We start from the raw sequence: 13,875 nt of genomic DNA, 5'->3' as shown, positions 1-13,875 counted from the left end.
CCACCCGCCCCGGACTTGATCCGGGGCCTCTAAACCCAACGAAACCGCACCAACCCAAGGCTCACACCCACATGACCGCGAACCCGCTCTTCCGCAAAGCCGTCATCCGCAGCGTGCTCGCCACCGTAGCCATCGCCGCCTGGGTGCTCTTCTTCGACGGCCCCGCCTTTGCCTGGGCGCTCCTCGCCTTCTACCTGTTGCTCACCTGGGTCACGGCCTTCGGCCTCACCCGCTGGGTCGCCAAACGCGCCGAGCGAGACGACGACCAATGACCCCCGAACTCACCGCCCTGACCCTCGCCGCCCTCCTGCAGGTCGTGCAATTTGCGCTCATGGCGATCCCCGCCAACCTCGAGCTCGGCACGCGCAAGACGCTCAGCCCGCGCGACGGCGCCTCACTGCAATCCGAGCTCAGCCCCCGCACCGCGCGCCTCCACCGCGCGCTCGGCAACCACTTCGAGGGGCTCATCCTCTTCTCCATCGCCACGCTCGTGATCGTGCTCAGCGACCAGGGCACCGCCTACACGGCGCTCCTGTCCTACATCTACGTCGCGGCCCGCATCCTCTATGTCCCAGCCTACGCCTTCGGCTGGACGCCGTGGCGCTCGCTGATCTGGATGACCGGGTTCGGCGCCACCACCGGCCTCTTGATCCTCGCCCTCATCTGACTTCTTCTGGCTGAAAATATCCCGGGGGTCCGGGGGCTGGCCCCCGGTTCCACGCTGACAAAAGGAACACACCCATGGCATCTTACGACGTGATCGTGATCGGCGCAGGCCCTGGCGGCTATGTCGCCGCCATCCGCTGCGCACAACTCGGCCTCAAGACCGCCTGCGTCGAAGGGCGCGAGACGCTCGGCGGCACGTGCCTCAACGTCGGCTGCATCCCGTCCAAGGCGCTCCTGCACGCCTCCCACATGCTGCACGAGGCGGAGCACAACTTTGCGACCATGGGTCTCAAAGGCAAAAGCCCGTCGGTCGATTGGAAACAGATGCAGACCTACAAGCAGGACACGGTCAACACCAACACCAAGGGCATCGAATTTCTGTTCAAAAAGAACAAGATCGACTGGCTCAAGGGCTGGGGAAGCATCCCCGAGGCCGGCAAGGTCACCGTCGGTGAGGACACGCACGAGGCCAAGTCGATCATCATCGCCACCGGGTCCGAGGCCGCCTCGATCCCCGGGGTCGAGGCGGACGAGAACACCGTCGTGACCTCGACCGGCGCGCTCGCGCTCGGCAAGATCCCTAAGAAACTCGTCGTCATCGGCGCGGGTGTAATCGGCCTCGAGCTCGGTTCGGTCTACGCGCGCCTCGGCAGCGAGGTGACCGTGCTCGAATACCTCGACCACATCGTACCCGGCATGGACGGGGAGGTGCAAAAGCAGTTCCAGAAGATGCTCAAGAAGCAGGGCATCGACTTTATCCTCGGCGCCGCCGTGCAAGGGACCGAAGCGCTCAAGACCAAGGCCAAAGTCAGCTACACCCTCCGCAAAGACGACAGCGCCCACGAGATCGACGCCGACACCGTGCTCGTCGCGACCGGCCGCAAACCCTTCACCGACAAGCTCGGCCTCGATGCTCTGGGCGTCGAGATGACCAAGCGCGGTCAGATCGCGGTCAACGACCACTGGGAGACGTCCGTCAAAGGCATCTACGCCATCGGCGACGTGATCGAGGGGCCCATGCTCGCCCACAAGGCCGAGGACGAGGGTATGGCCACCGCCGAAGTCATCGCGGGCAAGCATGGCCACGTGAACTACGGCGTGATCCCCGGCGTGATCTACACCCACCCCGAGGTCGCCAACGTCGGCGAGACCGAGGAGACCTGCAAAGAGAAGGACATCCCCTACAAGGTCGGCAAATTCCCCTTCATGGGCAACGCGCGGGCCAAGGCGATGTTCTCGGGCGAGGGCTTTGTCAAGATTATCGCCCACGCCGAAACCGACCGCATCCTCGGCGCACACATCATCGGCCCATCGGCGGGCGACCTGATCCACGAGATCTGCGTCGCGATGGAGTTCGGCGCCTCCGCCGAGGACCTCGCCCTCACGTGCCACGCCCACCCAACGGTCTCCGAAGCGGTGCGCGAAGCGGCGCTGGCCTGCGGCGACGGCGCCATCCACGTTTGAGCCAGCGTAGGGTGGGCACCTGCCCACCTTACCTTTCCCGGCGCTTCAACCCGTGAAAACGATGGGTACTTGGTGCCAGTCAACTGGCGCACGAGACATCTGAATGCCACCCCAGTGAAAGCCCTGATTGTGGGCTTTTGCTTGCGCTCAGACAATCCGCTCGAGGCGGCCTTTTCGTTTATAGACGTTTTTGTAATCCCACTGGATGCGTCGACTCTTTTTGAGCCATTTTTTGACCGTCTCGATGTCGACGTCCTCGACATCGGCATAAAGTCGTGACGCGTCCTTGAACTTGCCCGTCCCCGACTTCAGCTCCGGCTCCTCGAAGTCCGCACCGCTCCAGAACATCAGACGCATACCCGCCTTCAGGCGGCTGTATCCAACGATCGGATTGCCTTGCAAGAACCAGACGGGATGTCGGTGCCAAATCTTGCTTTCGGCGTCCGGCAGCTCCGCGTCGATCACGTCGCGCAACGCATGGCAAATCGCGCGATACTCTGGCGGCAGAGCCGCTTGGAATTCATCTATGGACGTATAACTCATGCGTCTCGCTACTATATTCGCCAGACAAGGCATTGCCTGGGATCGCTCGGGATACGCCCTAGGGCACCCTCACCACATCCGCGGCATCGCGTACGCGTTGTAGGTCCGGTCGTACTCCGCGCCGCCTTCCTCGCCGTCCGTCATGTCGGCCAAGATCTCGCCCACAGTCGGCAGCCCTTCGGTGTCGTTGCGCGCCCAGAGGTCCGAGCGCAGCAGCGCTTTGGCGCATTGGGTGTAGATCTCGGTGATCTCGATCACGATCACCGTCGCCGGGTGCTTGCCGCGTTGCTCGAACCGGTGGCGCAGAGTGTCGTCGTCCGTCAGGAACGCCGTGCCGTTCACCCGCACCAGCGTGTTGGACCCCGGCACCATGAAAAGCAGCGACACCCGCCCGTCCCGCACGATGTTGCGCAGCGAATCGAGCCGGTTGTTGCCGCGCCAGTCGGGCATCAGCAGTGTCCCGGTGTCGAGCGCCTGCACCACCGGGCCATCGTCGCCGCGCGGCGAGCCGTCGGTCCCCTCCGGCCCCACCGTCGTCAGGATGCAGAACCTCGAGGCCATGATCCAATCGCGGTAGAGCGGCGTCAGGGCCTTGGCCACTTTGCGCAGCGCGGGCTTGCCCGGCACGCCGTAAAGGCCATGCAGTGTCTCGAGGTCTTCAATCCGGCGCATGAAACCCGGCCTCCGCCATAAGTGCTTTGGAGCGGGTCTCGATCCGCGTTCTCAGTTGCGGCAGGAACGCCTCGCGCTCCAAGCCCGGCTTGATCGGGTAGAGGAATTCGACAACCGCCAGCCCGGGCTTGCGGTAGATGCCGTGCCGCGGCCAGAACACGCCCACATTCGTCGCCGCCGGCACGACATCCTGTCCCGTCTCGGCATAGAGCACGGCGGTCCCCACCTTGTACGGCAGGTCCGCCCCCGGTGCGACACGTGTGCCCTGCGGGTAGATGATCAACTGACCTGCCGGCGCATCGCCCGATTGCACATCGCGCATCATCTTCTTGATCGCTTCGGCGCGCTTGCCGCGATCGACGGGCACGCAGCCGATGCGCATCGCGTACCAGCCGAGGATCGGCGCCCAGCGCAGGACGGATTTCATGATGAACTTGGGGCGCGGCACTTCGGAGACGATCATGATGATGTCGAGAAAGCTCTGATGCTTGGAGGCGATCAGCACCTCGCCGCTCGGGACCTGTCCACGCACTTCGGTCCTGAGCCCGATCATCCAGACCGCAGACCAGCGCACATAGCGGCAATAGGTGCGCACGCCCGCATAGGCCCACGACCGGTCAAAGATCGCCGGCGGGGTAAAGAACACCGCAAGCACCGCCATCATCACGTACATCTGCACGATGAAGACAAGCGACCGCAGCCATTGCACAGCGCGTCCCATCACCTCAATCCCTCCAGCATCCTGCGCGCGGCCACCGACGTGGACCAGAATGCGACAGCCCCAAGCGCAGGCGGGATGAGCAGCGCAACCAGCCAGTGCCATCCGCGAAACCCGAGCCCCGTCAGGAACGTCGTCTCCGCGCCGGAGGACGGCAGCAGCAGCACCGCGACCGCTCCGGCCACAAGCCCGATCCCGGCGCCAGACAGCGCGCGAAAGGTGAACCGTCGCACGAAGGCGCGCGCAATATAGCCGTCCGTCGCACCCACCTGCCGCAGCACGGCGATCACCTGCGCATTGGCCGACAGGGCGGCATTCGCCGCCAGCGTGATCATCGCCGCCGAGGCAGCTGCCATCAGCGCGATCGACACCCAGCCGAGCACCCGCAGCACCCGCGCCGCGCGCACCAGCGGCTTGCGCCAGCGCGCGTGATCGTCGAGCACCGCACCCGGCACCTCGGCGCTGAGCCGCAAACGCAGACCCGCGGCGTCAAAGCCGCCACGGTCCTCGGTGATCTCGATCAGCTGCGGCACGGGCAGCTCCTCGAGCGGCAGGTCTGGCCCGAACCAGGGCGCCAAAAGCGCGCGCTGCTCGTCTGCGCTGAGCGCCCGCGCGCTTGCCACCCCCGGCGTGGTCTGCAGAACCGCAAGCGCCACGGCCGTCTGCGCCGCCATCTGGTCCGCCGGCGCCGAGAGCCGCAGGGTCGCGCCCTGGCTCAACGCCGCGCTCCAGCTCGACGCAAGCCGGCCCGAGGCAAGCGACAGCGCCAGGGCGAACACCATCAGGAACGCCATCGCCGCCGAGGTCAGCACGGTCAGCTGCGCGGTGAAGCCCTGCGGCGGGACAACCCTGTCGGCGTTCGCCTCCCCGGCGAGGACCGCGCGGATATCGGCCAGCACACGCCTCACAGGTCAGCCCCGGCCAGCTGCAACCGCCGGTTCGCGATGCGCAGCACGCGCGCCTGCACGTGGCTCTTGGCGGCACGGATCAGCCCGAGATCATGCGTCGCAATCATCACCGTCTTGCCCATCCGGTTGAGCTCGATCAGCAGCGTCAGCAGGCGCTGGGACATCTCCCAGTCGACATTGCCCGTCGGCTCGTCCGCCAGGATCACGTCGGGCGACAGGATCACCGCGCGCGCCAGCGCCGCCCTCTGCCGCTCCCCGCCCGAAAGCTCGGGCGGCAGCGCATCGGCGCGCCGCGTCAGGCCGACCCAGGCCAGGAGCTCCTTCATGTTGGCGATGTCGGCAAGCTGCTCGGAGCCCGACACCATCAAGGGCAGGCTCACGTTGTCGGCCACGCTCATGTGGTCGAGGAACTGACAATCCTGGTGCACCACCCCGATCCGCCGCCGCGCCAGCGCCACATCATCCCGGCTCATCGCGCGCAGCGACTGGTCAAAGAGGCCCACGTCCCCCGCCGTCGGCAAGAGCGCGCCATAGCACAGCTTGAGAAACGTCGTCTTCCCCGCGCCCGACGGCCCCGTCAGGAAGTGAAACGAGCCCGGCGCGAGCTTGAGGGAGATGTCGCTCAAAAGCTCGCCGCCGCCATAGGAATAGGCCACATTCTCGAGCTCGATCACTGCTGGCCCTCTCCCCGGCAGGCGGCCTGTGCCGCTTTGCCCATGTTGTGCCTGAGCACCGCAGATCTTGCAATCGCAGCGAGGGACTTTTCGCCGCCCGGCCTTCGCCCTAATATCGCCTTGAAACGCGCGCCGGGCGCGTCCGTGCGACCCGGTCACGCGGTAGGATGAAAGGTCGAGGCCGATGCGGCTGGTCTGCCCGAATTGCGGGGCGCAATACGAAGTGCCGGACGGGGTGATCCCCAAGACCGGGCGCGACGTGCAATGCTCCAACTGCAGCAACACCTGGTTCGAGCCGCACCCCTCGATGAAGGCGCAGGCCGGCGAGGACGAGGACCACGTGTCCGCGTCGCCGCCCCCCGCGCCGCAACCGCAACCGCAACCCACGCCTCAGCCTCAGCCACAGCCGGTTGACCCGGCCGTTGCCGATGTCCTGCGCCAGGAAGCGGAATTCGAGGCGCGCGCGCGTGCCGCGGAGACAACGGCCGACCCGATCGAAAGCCAACCCGATCTCGGTCTGGTGGAAGCCGCGGATGATGCCGAACAAGCACGCCGGGTGAGCGAGACGCAGGCCCAGATGGCGCATGTGCGCGGCGGGGCGGAGGCTGCAGCGGGTGTCGCGGCAGCCGGTGCTGCCACAGCTGCGGTGACCAACACCGCCGAGGACCGCCCGCGCCGCGAGCAACTGCCCGACATCGACGACATCAACGCCAGCCTGCGCTCCTCCAAAGAGCCGCGCCTCGCGGACCGCTCGGACCCGCCACCGCATATGGCAGCCGAAGCCGACCGGCGCCGCAACTTCCGCCGCGGCTTCGCGCTCGCCGTGCTGGTCGGCGCGATGATCGTGGCGCTCTACGTCTTTGCCCCCCGCATCTCCGAGCAAGTGCCAGCGCTTAGCGCGCCGCTCATGGCCTTTGTGGAAGGGATCGACCAGGGGCGGCTCTGGCTCGACGGTCAGGTCGACCGCACGCTCGCCTGGCTCGACTCGATGGCGTCCGAAGCTTCGGGGCCGGCAGCAGAGTCCACGCCGAGCGAGTAGGTCACTTTTGGTCAGCTATCCCGGCCAGTGCGATCGTTCAAAGCGGGCTCAATTAATCCAGAAACAGGCAAAACGAGTCTTCCCACGCCGTCCCGCGGGGTGGCGCAATCGCGCCGCCCCATGGGGGCGGGTCGGCGCGGCCTGACGGTGCCCGTCAGGCGGGTGCTTTGATTTAGGCGATGTGTTTCTGGCCAAGTTCACGCCACACAAACCAACCCGTTCAATACCGATCAAGCAGGCGCTCGAGATACTCCAGCTCCTCGTCCGGGCGCTCGGCCTCACCGGAGCGGCGGCGGATTTCGTCCAGCAGCTCGCGCGCGCGGCGGTAGACGTCTTCGCCCTGCAACAGCTGCTCCTGCGTGCCGATCTGGCCGTTGCTTCCGGCGCGGCGGCCCAGCGGGTCGCGCTGTTCCTGGCCGGTCTCGGCATCCGCCGTGCCCTGCTGGCCGTTCTGCTGGCGCTGCTCTTCGGCCATCGCCTCTCCGAGGCTGCGCATCCCCTCGCGGAGCGCTTCCATCGCGTCGGACTGGTTGTCCATGGCGCCCGCCAGATCGTCCTGACGCAGCGAGTCCTCGGCGCCGCGCATCGCGTCCTCGGCCCGGCGGAGCGCGTCCCGCGCGGCCTGCCCGGCCTCACCACCCACGTTCGGCAGCGCATCCTGCTGGCGTTGGAGCTCGCCGCGCAGCGCGCGCTGACGGTCGGCCAGTGTCTCGCGCTGGTCACCGCCCGCGCCCTGACCCTCGCCCTCCTGCTCGCCGCCCTGGCTTTGCTGGTTGTCACCCGACTGGCCCTGCTGGCCCTGTCCGCCCTCGGAGTGCTCGGTGCCCCGGCCCTGACCGCCGCTCCGACCCTCGTTCTGCTGGCTCTCGCCCGCCCCCGAGCCCTGGCCCTGCTGCTCCTGCAGGTCGCGGAATGCCTGATCGCTCAGCCCCTGCTGCTCGCGCAGCGTGTCGGCCAAACCCTCCATCGCCTGCTGCCCGGGAGACTGCTGGCCCTGGCCCTGCTGACCCTCGGCGATGCGCATGTTCTCCATCATCTGCTGCAGCTCGTCGAGCGCCTGCTGCGCCTCGGCCATGCGGCCCTGCTCCATCAGCTCCTGGATACGGTCCATCATGCGCTGCAGGTCGTCCTGCGTCATCTGCATCTCTTGGCCCTGTTGGCCTTGCTGCTGGTTCTCTGCCGATTGCTCGCCCTGCTGGCCGTCCTGCTGTTGCTGACGCGCCAGCTGGTCGATGTAGTCGCGGGAGGCGTCGCGCAGCTCCTGCATCAGCTCGGCAATCTCGTCCTGGCTTGCGCCATTGCGCATCGCCTCCGACAGGCGCTCTTGCGCGCGGCGCAGCCGTTCGAGCGCGTCCGACAGATCGCCCTCCTCCAGCAGGATCGCGAGGTCCCAGAGCGCCTCGGCGATCTCCGCCTGCTGGTCGTCCGAGATGCCATGTTCGTTGAACGCCTCGAGCCGGCGCAGGATCACACGCAACCGCAGGTAGGCCGTCTCCGAGCGAAAGGCGCTTTCGGCCCGGTGCGAGACCGCGCGCAGCACCTGTGCGATGCGCGGCCCGTTTTCGCGGTTCCACAGCAGATCGCGCCGCTGCTCGACAATCGCCGCCGCCATCGGGTCAAAGAACCGCCGCCCCGGCAGCACCATGTCGAAATCCGAAGTGCTCCCGGTCTGACCCAGCTCGTCCTCGACCGTCAGCGTCAGCGTCACCGGCAGGTTCGCCCACGGGTGCTCCGAGAAATTCTCGACGATGGTTTCCTCGAAATCGGTGCGGTCGCCCGAAATCGGCATCGGCAGGTCCAGCTCGATCACCTCCTGCGGTTCGGGGTCGAGTACCAGCCCGTACCGGCGCGGCACGTTCTCGAGCGCAAGCGCGATCACTCCACTGCCGGACACCACGCCATAGTTGTCCCGCGCGACAAAGCGCTGCGTCATGCGGCCGTCCGCCTCCCGCTCGGGCTCGGCAGAGATCGATACGCGCGGCGCGCCGTCTGGCTCCATGACCACCGGCCAGCTTTGCCCGCCGGGGCCGTCGATGGTCAGCGTGCCACTCTGCGCGATGGTAAAGCTCTCCGCCAGATCGAGCGCGCCAGCCTCCTCCGTCAAAGGCCGGCCTGAGACATCTTCGGTCACCGTCAGCGCGCTTGTGTCGCCGTAAAAGCGCAGCGTGATCGTGGTGCCTTGCGGCACACGCAGCGTCTCGGTCTGATCGGCGAGGTAGAGCGTCGGCTTACCGGTGTAGGCGGGCGGCTCCGCCCAGCCCTCCCACAGGGGCGCATTGGCGACGGCGCCGCTGCCCGGCGCCATCTCCGTGACTGAACCAACGCGCGTGATCGAGCCAAAGAGCAGCGCGATGGCCAGGATCAATAGCGCCGAGTAGCGCAGACCAAAGGGGTCGAAGGCCGATATCTTGAGGTCCGGCGACACCGCCTTGGCCTCCGCCGCGCGGGACGCCATGCGGGCGCTGTGCGCCTGCCAGACAGCCTCGGACTGCGCGTCGCCCTGCCCGATCGCCTGATCGTCTTGCAGCGCCGCGAGCGGGCGCCCTTTCAAAGTCGCGTCCAGCCGCTCGGTCGCCGCCTGCCGCGAGGGCAGACGGAAGCGCCGCACGGCGTAGATCAGCGCCCAGAGCGCGCCCGCGGCAAAGAGGCACACCAGCGCCCAGACGGCCTCCACCCCGAGCATGTCCTGCACGCCCAGCATCAAAAGCCCCGCCGCGAGGATAACGATGGACCAGAGCGGCCAGAAGGCCCGCACGGCGCTTTCGGCCACCAGCCCGAGCCGGGTCAGGCCCAGCGGCCAGGCCAAACGCTTGAAAAGAGGGTCGTTCCCTGAGGGCCGTGTCATCGAGTGTCTCCCGCGGCGCCGCGCCGGGACAAGGTCCCGCACTGCTTTGGAGGCATCATAGCCAAGGCGGGATGGTATCTCGATTTATCATGTCGTCAAAGGTCGGGCGTGGGCGGATCACCGCGTAGTGATCGCCCTTTGCCAGAACTTCGGGCACCAGCGGGCGCGAGTTGTACTCGGACGCCATCACCGCGCCGTAGGCGCCCGCCGAGCGGAAGGCGACGAGGTCCCCGGCCTTGAGCGGCGCCATCGTGCGCCCCTTGGCAAAGGTGTCGCCGCTTTCGCAGACCGGGCCGACGATGTCGTAGGCGACCTGCTCCACCCCCGGTGCGGGCTCCACCACCGGCACGATGTCGTGGTAGGCGTCATACATCGCAGGCCGGATGAGGTCGTTCATCGCGCCGTCGAGGATGAGGAACTGGCGGTCCTCGCCTTCCTTCACGTAGATGACGCGGCTCACGAGGATCCCGGCGTTGCCGGCGATCAAGCGGCCCGGTTCGATCTCGATCTCGCAGCCCAGATGGCCCACCGTGCGCTGGATCAGCGCGCCGTAATCCGTCGGCATCGGCGGCGCCTCGTTCGAGCGCGCGTAAGGAATGCCAAGCCCGCCGCCAAGGTCGAGCCGCATGATCTCGTGCCCGTCCGCCCGCAGCGTCTCCGTCAGCTCGGCCACCTTTTGATAGGCCAGCTCGAAGGGCGCCAGATCGGTCAGTTGCGAGCCGATGTGCACGTCGATCCCGATCACCTTGAGCCCGGGCAGCGCGGCGGCCATCGCATAGACCTGACGCGCGCGGGAGATGGGAATGCCGAACTTGTTCTCCGACTTGCCGGTGGCGATCTTGGCGTGGGTCTTGGCATCCACGTCCGGGTTCACGCGGATGGTGATCGGCGCCTCCACGCCCATCTGATGCGCAACGCGGCTCAGCACCTGCATCTCCGGCTCACTCTCGACGTTGAACTGGCGGATACCACCTGTCAGAGCCTGCGCGATCTCCTCCTCGGTCTTGCCGACGCCGGAAAAGACGATGCGCTCGCCCGGAACGCCCGCCGCCTTGGCCCGCGCGTATTCGCCGCCCGAGACCACGTCCATGCCGGCCCCCTCGGCCGCGAGGGTCTTGAGGATCGCCTGGTTCGAGGCCGCCTTCATCGCGTAGCACACCAGATGCGGCATGCCGCTCAGCGCGTCGTCAAAGAGGCGAAAGTGCCGGACAAGCGTCGCAGTGGAATAGAGGTAGAACGGCGTGCCGACCTCCGCCGCGATCTCTGCCACGGGCGTGTCCTCGACGTGCAAGACGCCATCACGATAGAGAAAGTGATCCATGGTCTGCGCTTTAGGGGGATGGCGCCGCGCTGGCAATGGCGCGCTTGCGCACGAGGCGATGTGCCTCGGCCGCGCGCAGGCATGTGGGACCGCACCGCCACAAGCACCGCTGGTCTGCTGCCTCGCGCCCTGTCCTGGGCCAGGGGAATGGCGGACAGGGGCGGAGGGATCCTCCCGCCCCGCGCGGAGTGACACAGGCTCGGCTGCAAGGCGGTCAGAGGGCTTGGCCAGCGCGATGCGGCCCTTGCCCACACCCTATGCGTGCAAGGCAACGCCGCGACAGTCCCCAGATCTGGCTAGGCGCGGAGCGTGTAAACCAAAGCAGGCGACCTAAATTCTTATAAACGTTCGCTCAGATCAAAGCATCCGCCTGACGGGCACCGTCAGGCCGCGCCGACCCGCCCCCCTGGGGCGGCGCGATTGCGCCACGCCGCGGGCCGGCGCGTGCTCGTCCGTTCCGAATGCTTCAGATCAAAGTCGCCCACCAAAAGTGCGCACGAACCCGGGACGCAGCCTCAAACAGGCCGTGACCGCAGGAACAAATACAGCGGCAACCCGCAGCTCACACCGATGCAGAACGTCGCCGGGATCGCCAGGAGCGCGATCCAGTTACGCCGGGCAAAGACTTCGGCGAGGATCCACACCGTCAGCGTGACCGCCGCGATGGTCAGGTCCCAGACGAGGCCAGACGTGGCAGCATTCACATGCCAGGCGTCGACCATGGCCATGAGGCTCCAGCCAAACTCCTGAAACCACGAGATGAAATAGTACATCGGGTGGATCGCACCCCAGATGGCGAGCGCCAGCCAGACCCAGCGGAGCGGCGTCATAGCACGGCCCCCTCGGCCAGAGCGGCCAGCGCGGCAAACTCAGGCGTCTCCGGCTCCCCGTCCGCGCCGCACCCCGTTAAAAGCGCGACAAGTAGGGTGGGCAGCGCCCACCTTACCGCCTGGGTCCACCGATGTGCCTTCATGCCAAAAGCGCCTCCCAGAGCGCGATCTGTTCCCGGACCCGGACGGGCGCCGTACCACCGTAGCTTGTGCGCGAGGCGACGGAGTTCTGCACCCCCAGCACGCCATACACCCCCTCATGTATGCCGCCATGCACGCCTGTCATCTCCTCAAGGGTCAGGTCCGGCAGATCGCGCCCCGTCTTCTCGGCCAGCCCCACAAGCGTGCCGGTCACGTGATGCGCCTCGCGGAAGGGCAGATCGAGCTCCCGCACCAGCCAGTCGGCCAGGTCCGTCGCCGTGGAAAAGCCCGACGCCGCCGCCGCCTCCAGCACCTCGCGGTTCGCGGTCAGGTCCGACATCATCCCCTCCATCGCGGCAATCGCGAGCATCAGGTTGTCAGCTGCCTCAAAGACCGGCTCCTTGTCCTCCTGCATGTCCTTGGAATAGGTCAGCGGTAGACCCTTCATCACGGTGAAAAGGCTGACGGTGTTGCCGAGGATACGCCCGATCTTGGCGCGGATCAGCTCGGCCGCGTCCGGGTTCTTCTTCTGCGGCATGATCGAGGAACCGGTGGAGAAGCGGTCCGACAGCGTCACGAACCGGAACTGCGCCGAGGACCAGATCACCAGCTCTTCGGCGAGGCGGCTGAGGTGCATCGCGCAGATACTCGCCGCACTCAGGAACTCCAGCGCAAAGTCCCGATCACTCACCGCATCGAGGGAGTTCGCAGCCGGCCGGTCAAAGCCCAGCGCCTCCGCCGTCATGTCCCGGTCGATAGGGAAAGACGTCCCTGCAAGCGCTGCCGCCCCCAGCGGGCTTTCGTTCATCCGTTTGCGCGCATCGGCCAGGCGGGAGCGGTCCCGTCCTAGCATCTCCACATAGGACATCATGTGATGGCCCCAGGTGACAGGCTGCGCGACCTGCAGATGGGTGAAGCCCGGCATCACCCAATCCGCACCCGCCCTGGCCTGCGCCAGGCACGCCTGCATCAGCTTCACAAGCGCTGCGTCCAAAGCATCCAGCTGGTCGCGCACCCACAGGCGGAAGTCGAGCGCCACCTGGTCGTTTCGGCTGCGCGCGGTGTGCAGACGCCCCGCGGCAGGCCCGACGATCTCCGTCAGGCGCGCCTCGACGTTCATGTGGATGTCTTCCAAGGCGGCGGAGAACTGAAACGTGCCGCCCTCGATTTCTGACAAGACCGTGAGCAGCCCTTCCCGGATCGCCTCGGCGTCTTTATCCGTAAGGATGCCTGTGCGCGCGAGCATCGCCGCGTGGGCCCTCGAGCCGCGGATATCCTGCGCCGCCATACGCTGGTCGAACCCGATCGAGGCGTTGATCGCCTCCATGATCGCGTCCGGTCCCGCCGAAAAGCGGCCGCCCCACATCTGGTTCGAGGAATCCTTGGTCATGCGCAGTCCTTTTGGGAGAAGCCCCGTGAAACGTCTCATCGCCCTTTATACCGCGCTTGTGCTCGCTGCAAACGCAGGTCTCGCGGACACCTCCGGGATCGAGGCGCTCAAGGCCGGCGACATGCGCAAACTCAACGTGCATTCGGAGCCGGTGGCGGTGCCGGACACGGCGTTCCAGACCTTCGAGGGTGAGAGCCTGACGCTGGCCGACTATGCGGGCAAGCACGTCGTGCTCAACTTTTGGGCGACCTGGTGCGCGCCCTGCCGGACCGAGATGCCGCATCTCAGCGTGTTGCAGGAGGCTTACGGCGGCGATAGCTTCGAGGTCGTGACCATCGCCACCGGGCGCAACCCGCCACAGGCGATGAAGGACTTTTTCGAAGAGATCGGCGTCGACAACCTCCCCCTTCACCGCGACCCCGGCCAACGGCTCGCACGCCAGATGGCGGTGCTGGGCCTGCCGATCACGGTGATCCTCGACCCCGAAGGCAATGAAATCGCCCGCCTGCGCGGGGACGCGGATTGGGCGTCGGACAGTGCTAGGGCAATTGTTGCGCATTTGATCGGTGATGAGGGGTAGCGGATTGGCGGGCTGCGGCGCGTTGGTCAGTCTGATTTTCCAATCGCATTAGATCGCTGTTGACCTGAACCATACGAGCACATC

At 66.7% G+C, this 13,875-nt stretch carries 14 protein-coding genes; 5 read left to right on the top strand and 9 right to left on the bottom strand.

Annotation, left to right across the window (positions count from 1 at the left end):
- The first annotated feature begins 71 nt into the window (after nt 1-71).
- The 3 genes from ACU0B3_RS11900 to lpdA all read left to right on the top strand — a co-directional run bounded on the left by ACU0B3_RS11900 (nt 72) and on the right by lpdA (nt 2,130).
- Entirely contained in the window at nt 72-272 is a 201-nt protein-coding gene (locus ACU0B3_RS11900) for a hypothetical protein (protein ID WP_446261073.1), read from the top strand.
- Nucleotides 269-667 carry an MAPEG family protein gene (locus ACU0B3_RS11895; RefSeq protein WP_446261072.1) on the top strand — a complete coding sequence of 133 codons (399 nt, stop codon included), beginning with the start codon at nt 269-271 and terminating at the stop codon, nt 665-667. The genes ACU0B3_RS11900 and ACU0B3_RS11895 overlap by 4 nt, the downstream gene beginning before the upstream one ends.
- Before the next feature lie 74 nt (nt 668-741).
- Nucleotides 742-2,130 (top strand): dihydrolipoyl dehydrogenase, encoded by a 1,389-nt coding sequence (gene lpdA / locus ACU0B3_RS11890; RefSeq protein ID WP_446261071.1) that lies wholly within the window; start codon nt 742-744, stop codon nt 2,128-2,130.
- A 147-nt stretch (nt 2,131-2,277) separates the two neighbouring features.
- Here lpdA and ACU0B3_RS11885 read toward each other — a convergent pair whose 3' ends face one another.
- The 5 genes from ACU0B3_RS11885 to ACU0B3_RS11865 form a co-directional block, all read right to left on the bottom strand.
- Nucleotides 2,278-2,673, bottom strand: a complete 396-nt coding sequence (locus tag ACU0B3_RS11885; RefSeq protein ID WP_446261070.1) for a DUF1801 domain-containing protein — start codon at nt 2,671-2,673, stop codon at nt 2,278-2,280.
- Between the two features lie 69 nt (nt 2,674-2,742).
- Nucleotides 2,743-3,345 (bottom strand): pyridoxamine 5'-phosphate oxidase family protein, encoded by a 603-nt coding sequence (locus ACU0B3_RS11880; protein WP_446261069.1) that lies wholly within the window; start codon nt 3,343-3,345, stop codon nt 2,743-2,745.
- A complete protein-coding gene (locus ACU0B3_RS11875) occupies nt 3,332-4,066 on the bottom strand; it encodes a lysophospholipid acyltransferase family protein (RefSeq protein WP_446261068.1) in 735 nt (244 codons plus the stop codon). The genes ACU0B3_RS11880 and ACU0B3_RS11875 overlap by 14 nt, the downstream gene beginning before the upstream one ends.
- Nucleotides 4,066-4,971 (bottom strand): cell division protein FtsX, encoded by a 906-nt coding sequence (locus ACU0B3_RS11870; protein ID WP_446261067.1) that lies wholly within the window; start codon nt 4,969-4,971, stop codon nt 4,066-4,068. The genes ACU0B3_RS11875 and ACU0B3_RS11870 overlap by 1 nt, the downstream gene beginning before the upstream one ends.
- Nucleotides 4,968-5,645 (bottom strand): cell division ATP-binding protein FtsE, encoded by a 678-nt coding sequence (locus tag ACU0B3_RS11865; protein ID WP_446261066.1) that lies wholly within the window; start codon nt 5,643-5,645, stop codon nt 4,968-4,970. Before ACU0B3_RS11865 ends, ACU0B3_RS11870 begins: the two co-directional genes overlap by 4 nt.
- A 184-nt stretch (nt 5,646-5,829) precedes the next feature.
- Between ACU0B3_RS11865 and ACU0B3_RS11860 the strand changes: the two genes are divergently transcribed.
- Nucleotides 5,830-6,684 (top strand): zinc-ribbon domain-containing protein, encoded by an 855-nt coding sequence (locus ACU0B3_RS11860; protein WP_446261065.1) that lies wholly within the window; start codon nt 5,830-5,832, stop codon nt 6,682-6,684.
- A 220-nt stretch (nt 6,685-6,904) separates the two neighbouring features.
- On the opposite strand, the gene ACU0B3_RS11855 is transcribed toward ACU0B3_RS11860, so the two are convergent.
- From ACU0B3_RS11855 to argH, 4 genes are all read right to left on the bottom strand, one after another.
- Nucleotides 6,905-9,529 (bottom strand): TIGR02302 family protein, encoded by a 2,625-nt coding sequence (locus ACU0B3_RS11855; RefSeq protein WP_446261064.1) that lies wholly within the window; start codon nt 9,527-9,529, stop codon nt 6,905-6,907.
- Nucleotides 9,530-9,584: 55 nt separating this feature from the next.
- Nucleotides 9,585-10,850 carry a diaminopimelate decarboxylase gene (gene lysA / locus ACU0B3_RS11850; RefSeq protein ID WP_446261063.1) on the bottom strand — a complete coding sequence of 422 codons (1,266 nt, stop codon included), beginning with the start codon at nt 10,848-10,850 and terminating at the stop codon, nt 9,585-9,587.
- 515 nt (nt 10,851-11,365) lie between these two features.
- Nucleotides 11,366-11,680: a DUF2834 domain-containing protein gene (locus ACU0B3_RS11845; protein WP_446261062.1), complete on the bottom strand. Its 315-nt coding sequence runs from the start codon at nt 11,678-11,680 to the stop codon at nt 11,366-11,368.
- A 139-nt stretch (nt 11,681-11,819) separates the two neighbouring features.
- Nucleotides 11,820-13,211, bottom strand: coding sequence for an argininosuccinate lyase (gene argH / locus ACU0B3_RS11840; RefSeq protein WP_446261061.1), 1,392 nt, complete (start codon nt 13,209-13,211; stop codon nt 11,820-11,822).
- On the opposite strand from argH, the gene ACU0B3_RS11835 reads away from it, so the two are divergent.
- Nucleotides 13,210-13,791 (top strand): TlpA family protein disulfide reductase, encoded by a 582-nt coding sequence (locus ACU0B3_RS11835; RefSeq protein ID WP_446261060.1) that lies wholly within the window; start codon nt 13,210-13,212, stop codon nt 13,789-13,791. The genes argH and ACU0B3_RS11835 overlap by 2 nt on opposite strands.
- The last annotated feature ends 84 nt before the right edge of the window (nt 13,792-13,875 follow it).

It is taken from the genome of Pseudaestuariivita sp., from assembly GCF_052825805.1.
Note: the sequence above shows the minus strand (reverse complement) of the source record. Positions and strands in the feature narration are given on the sequence as shown.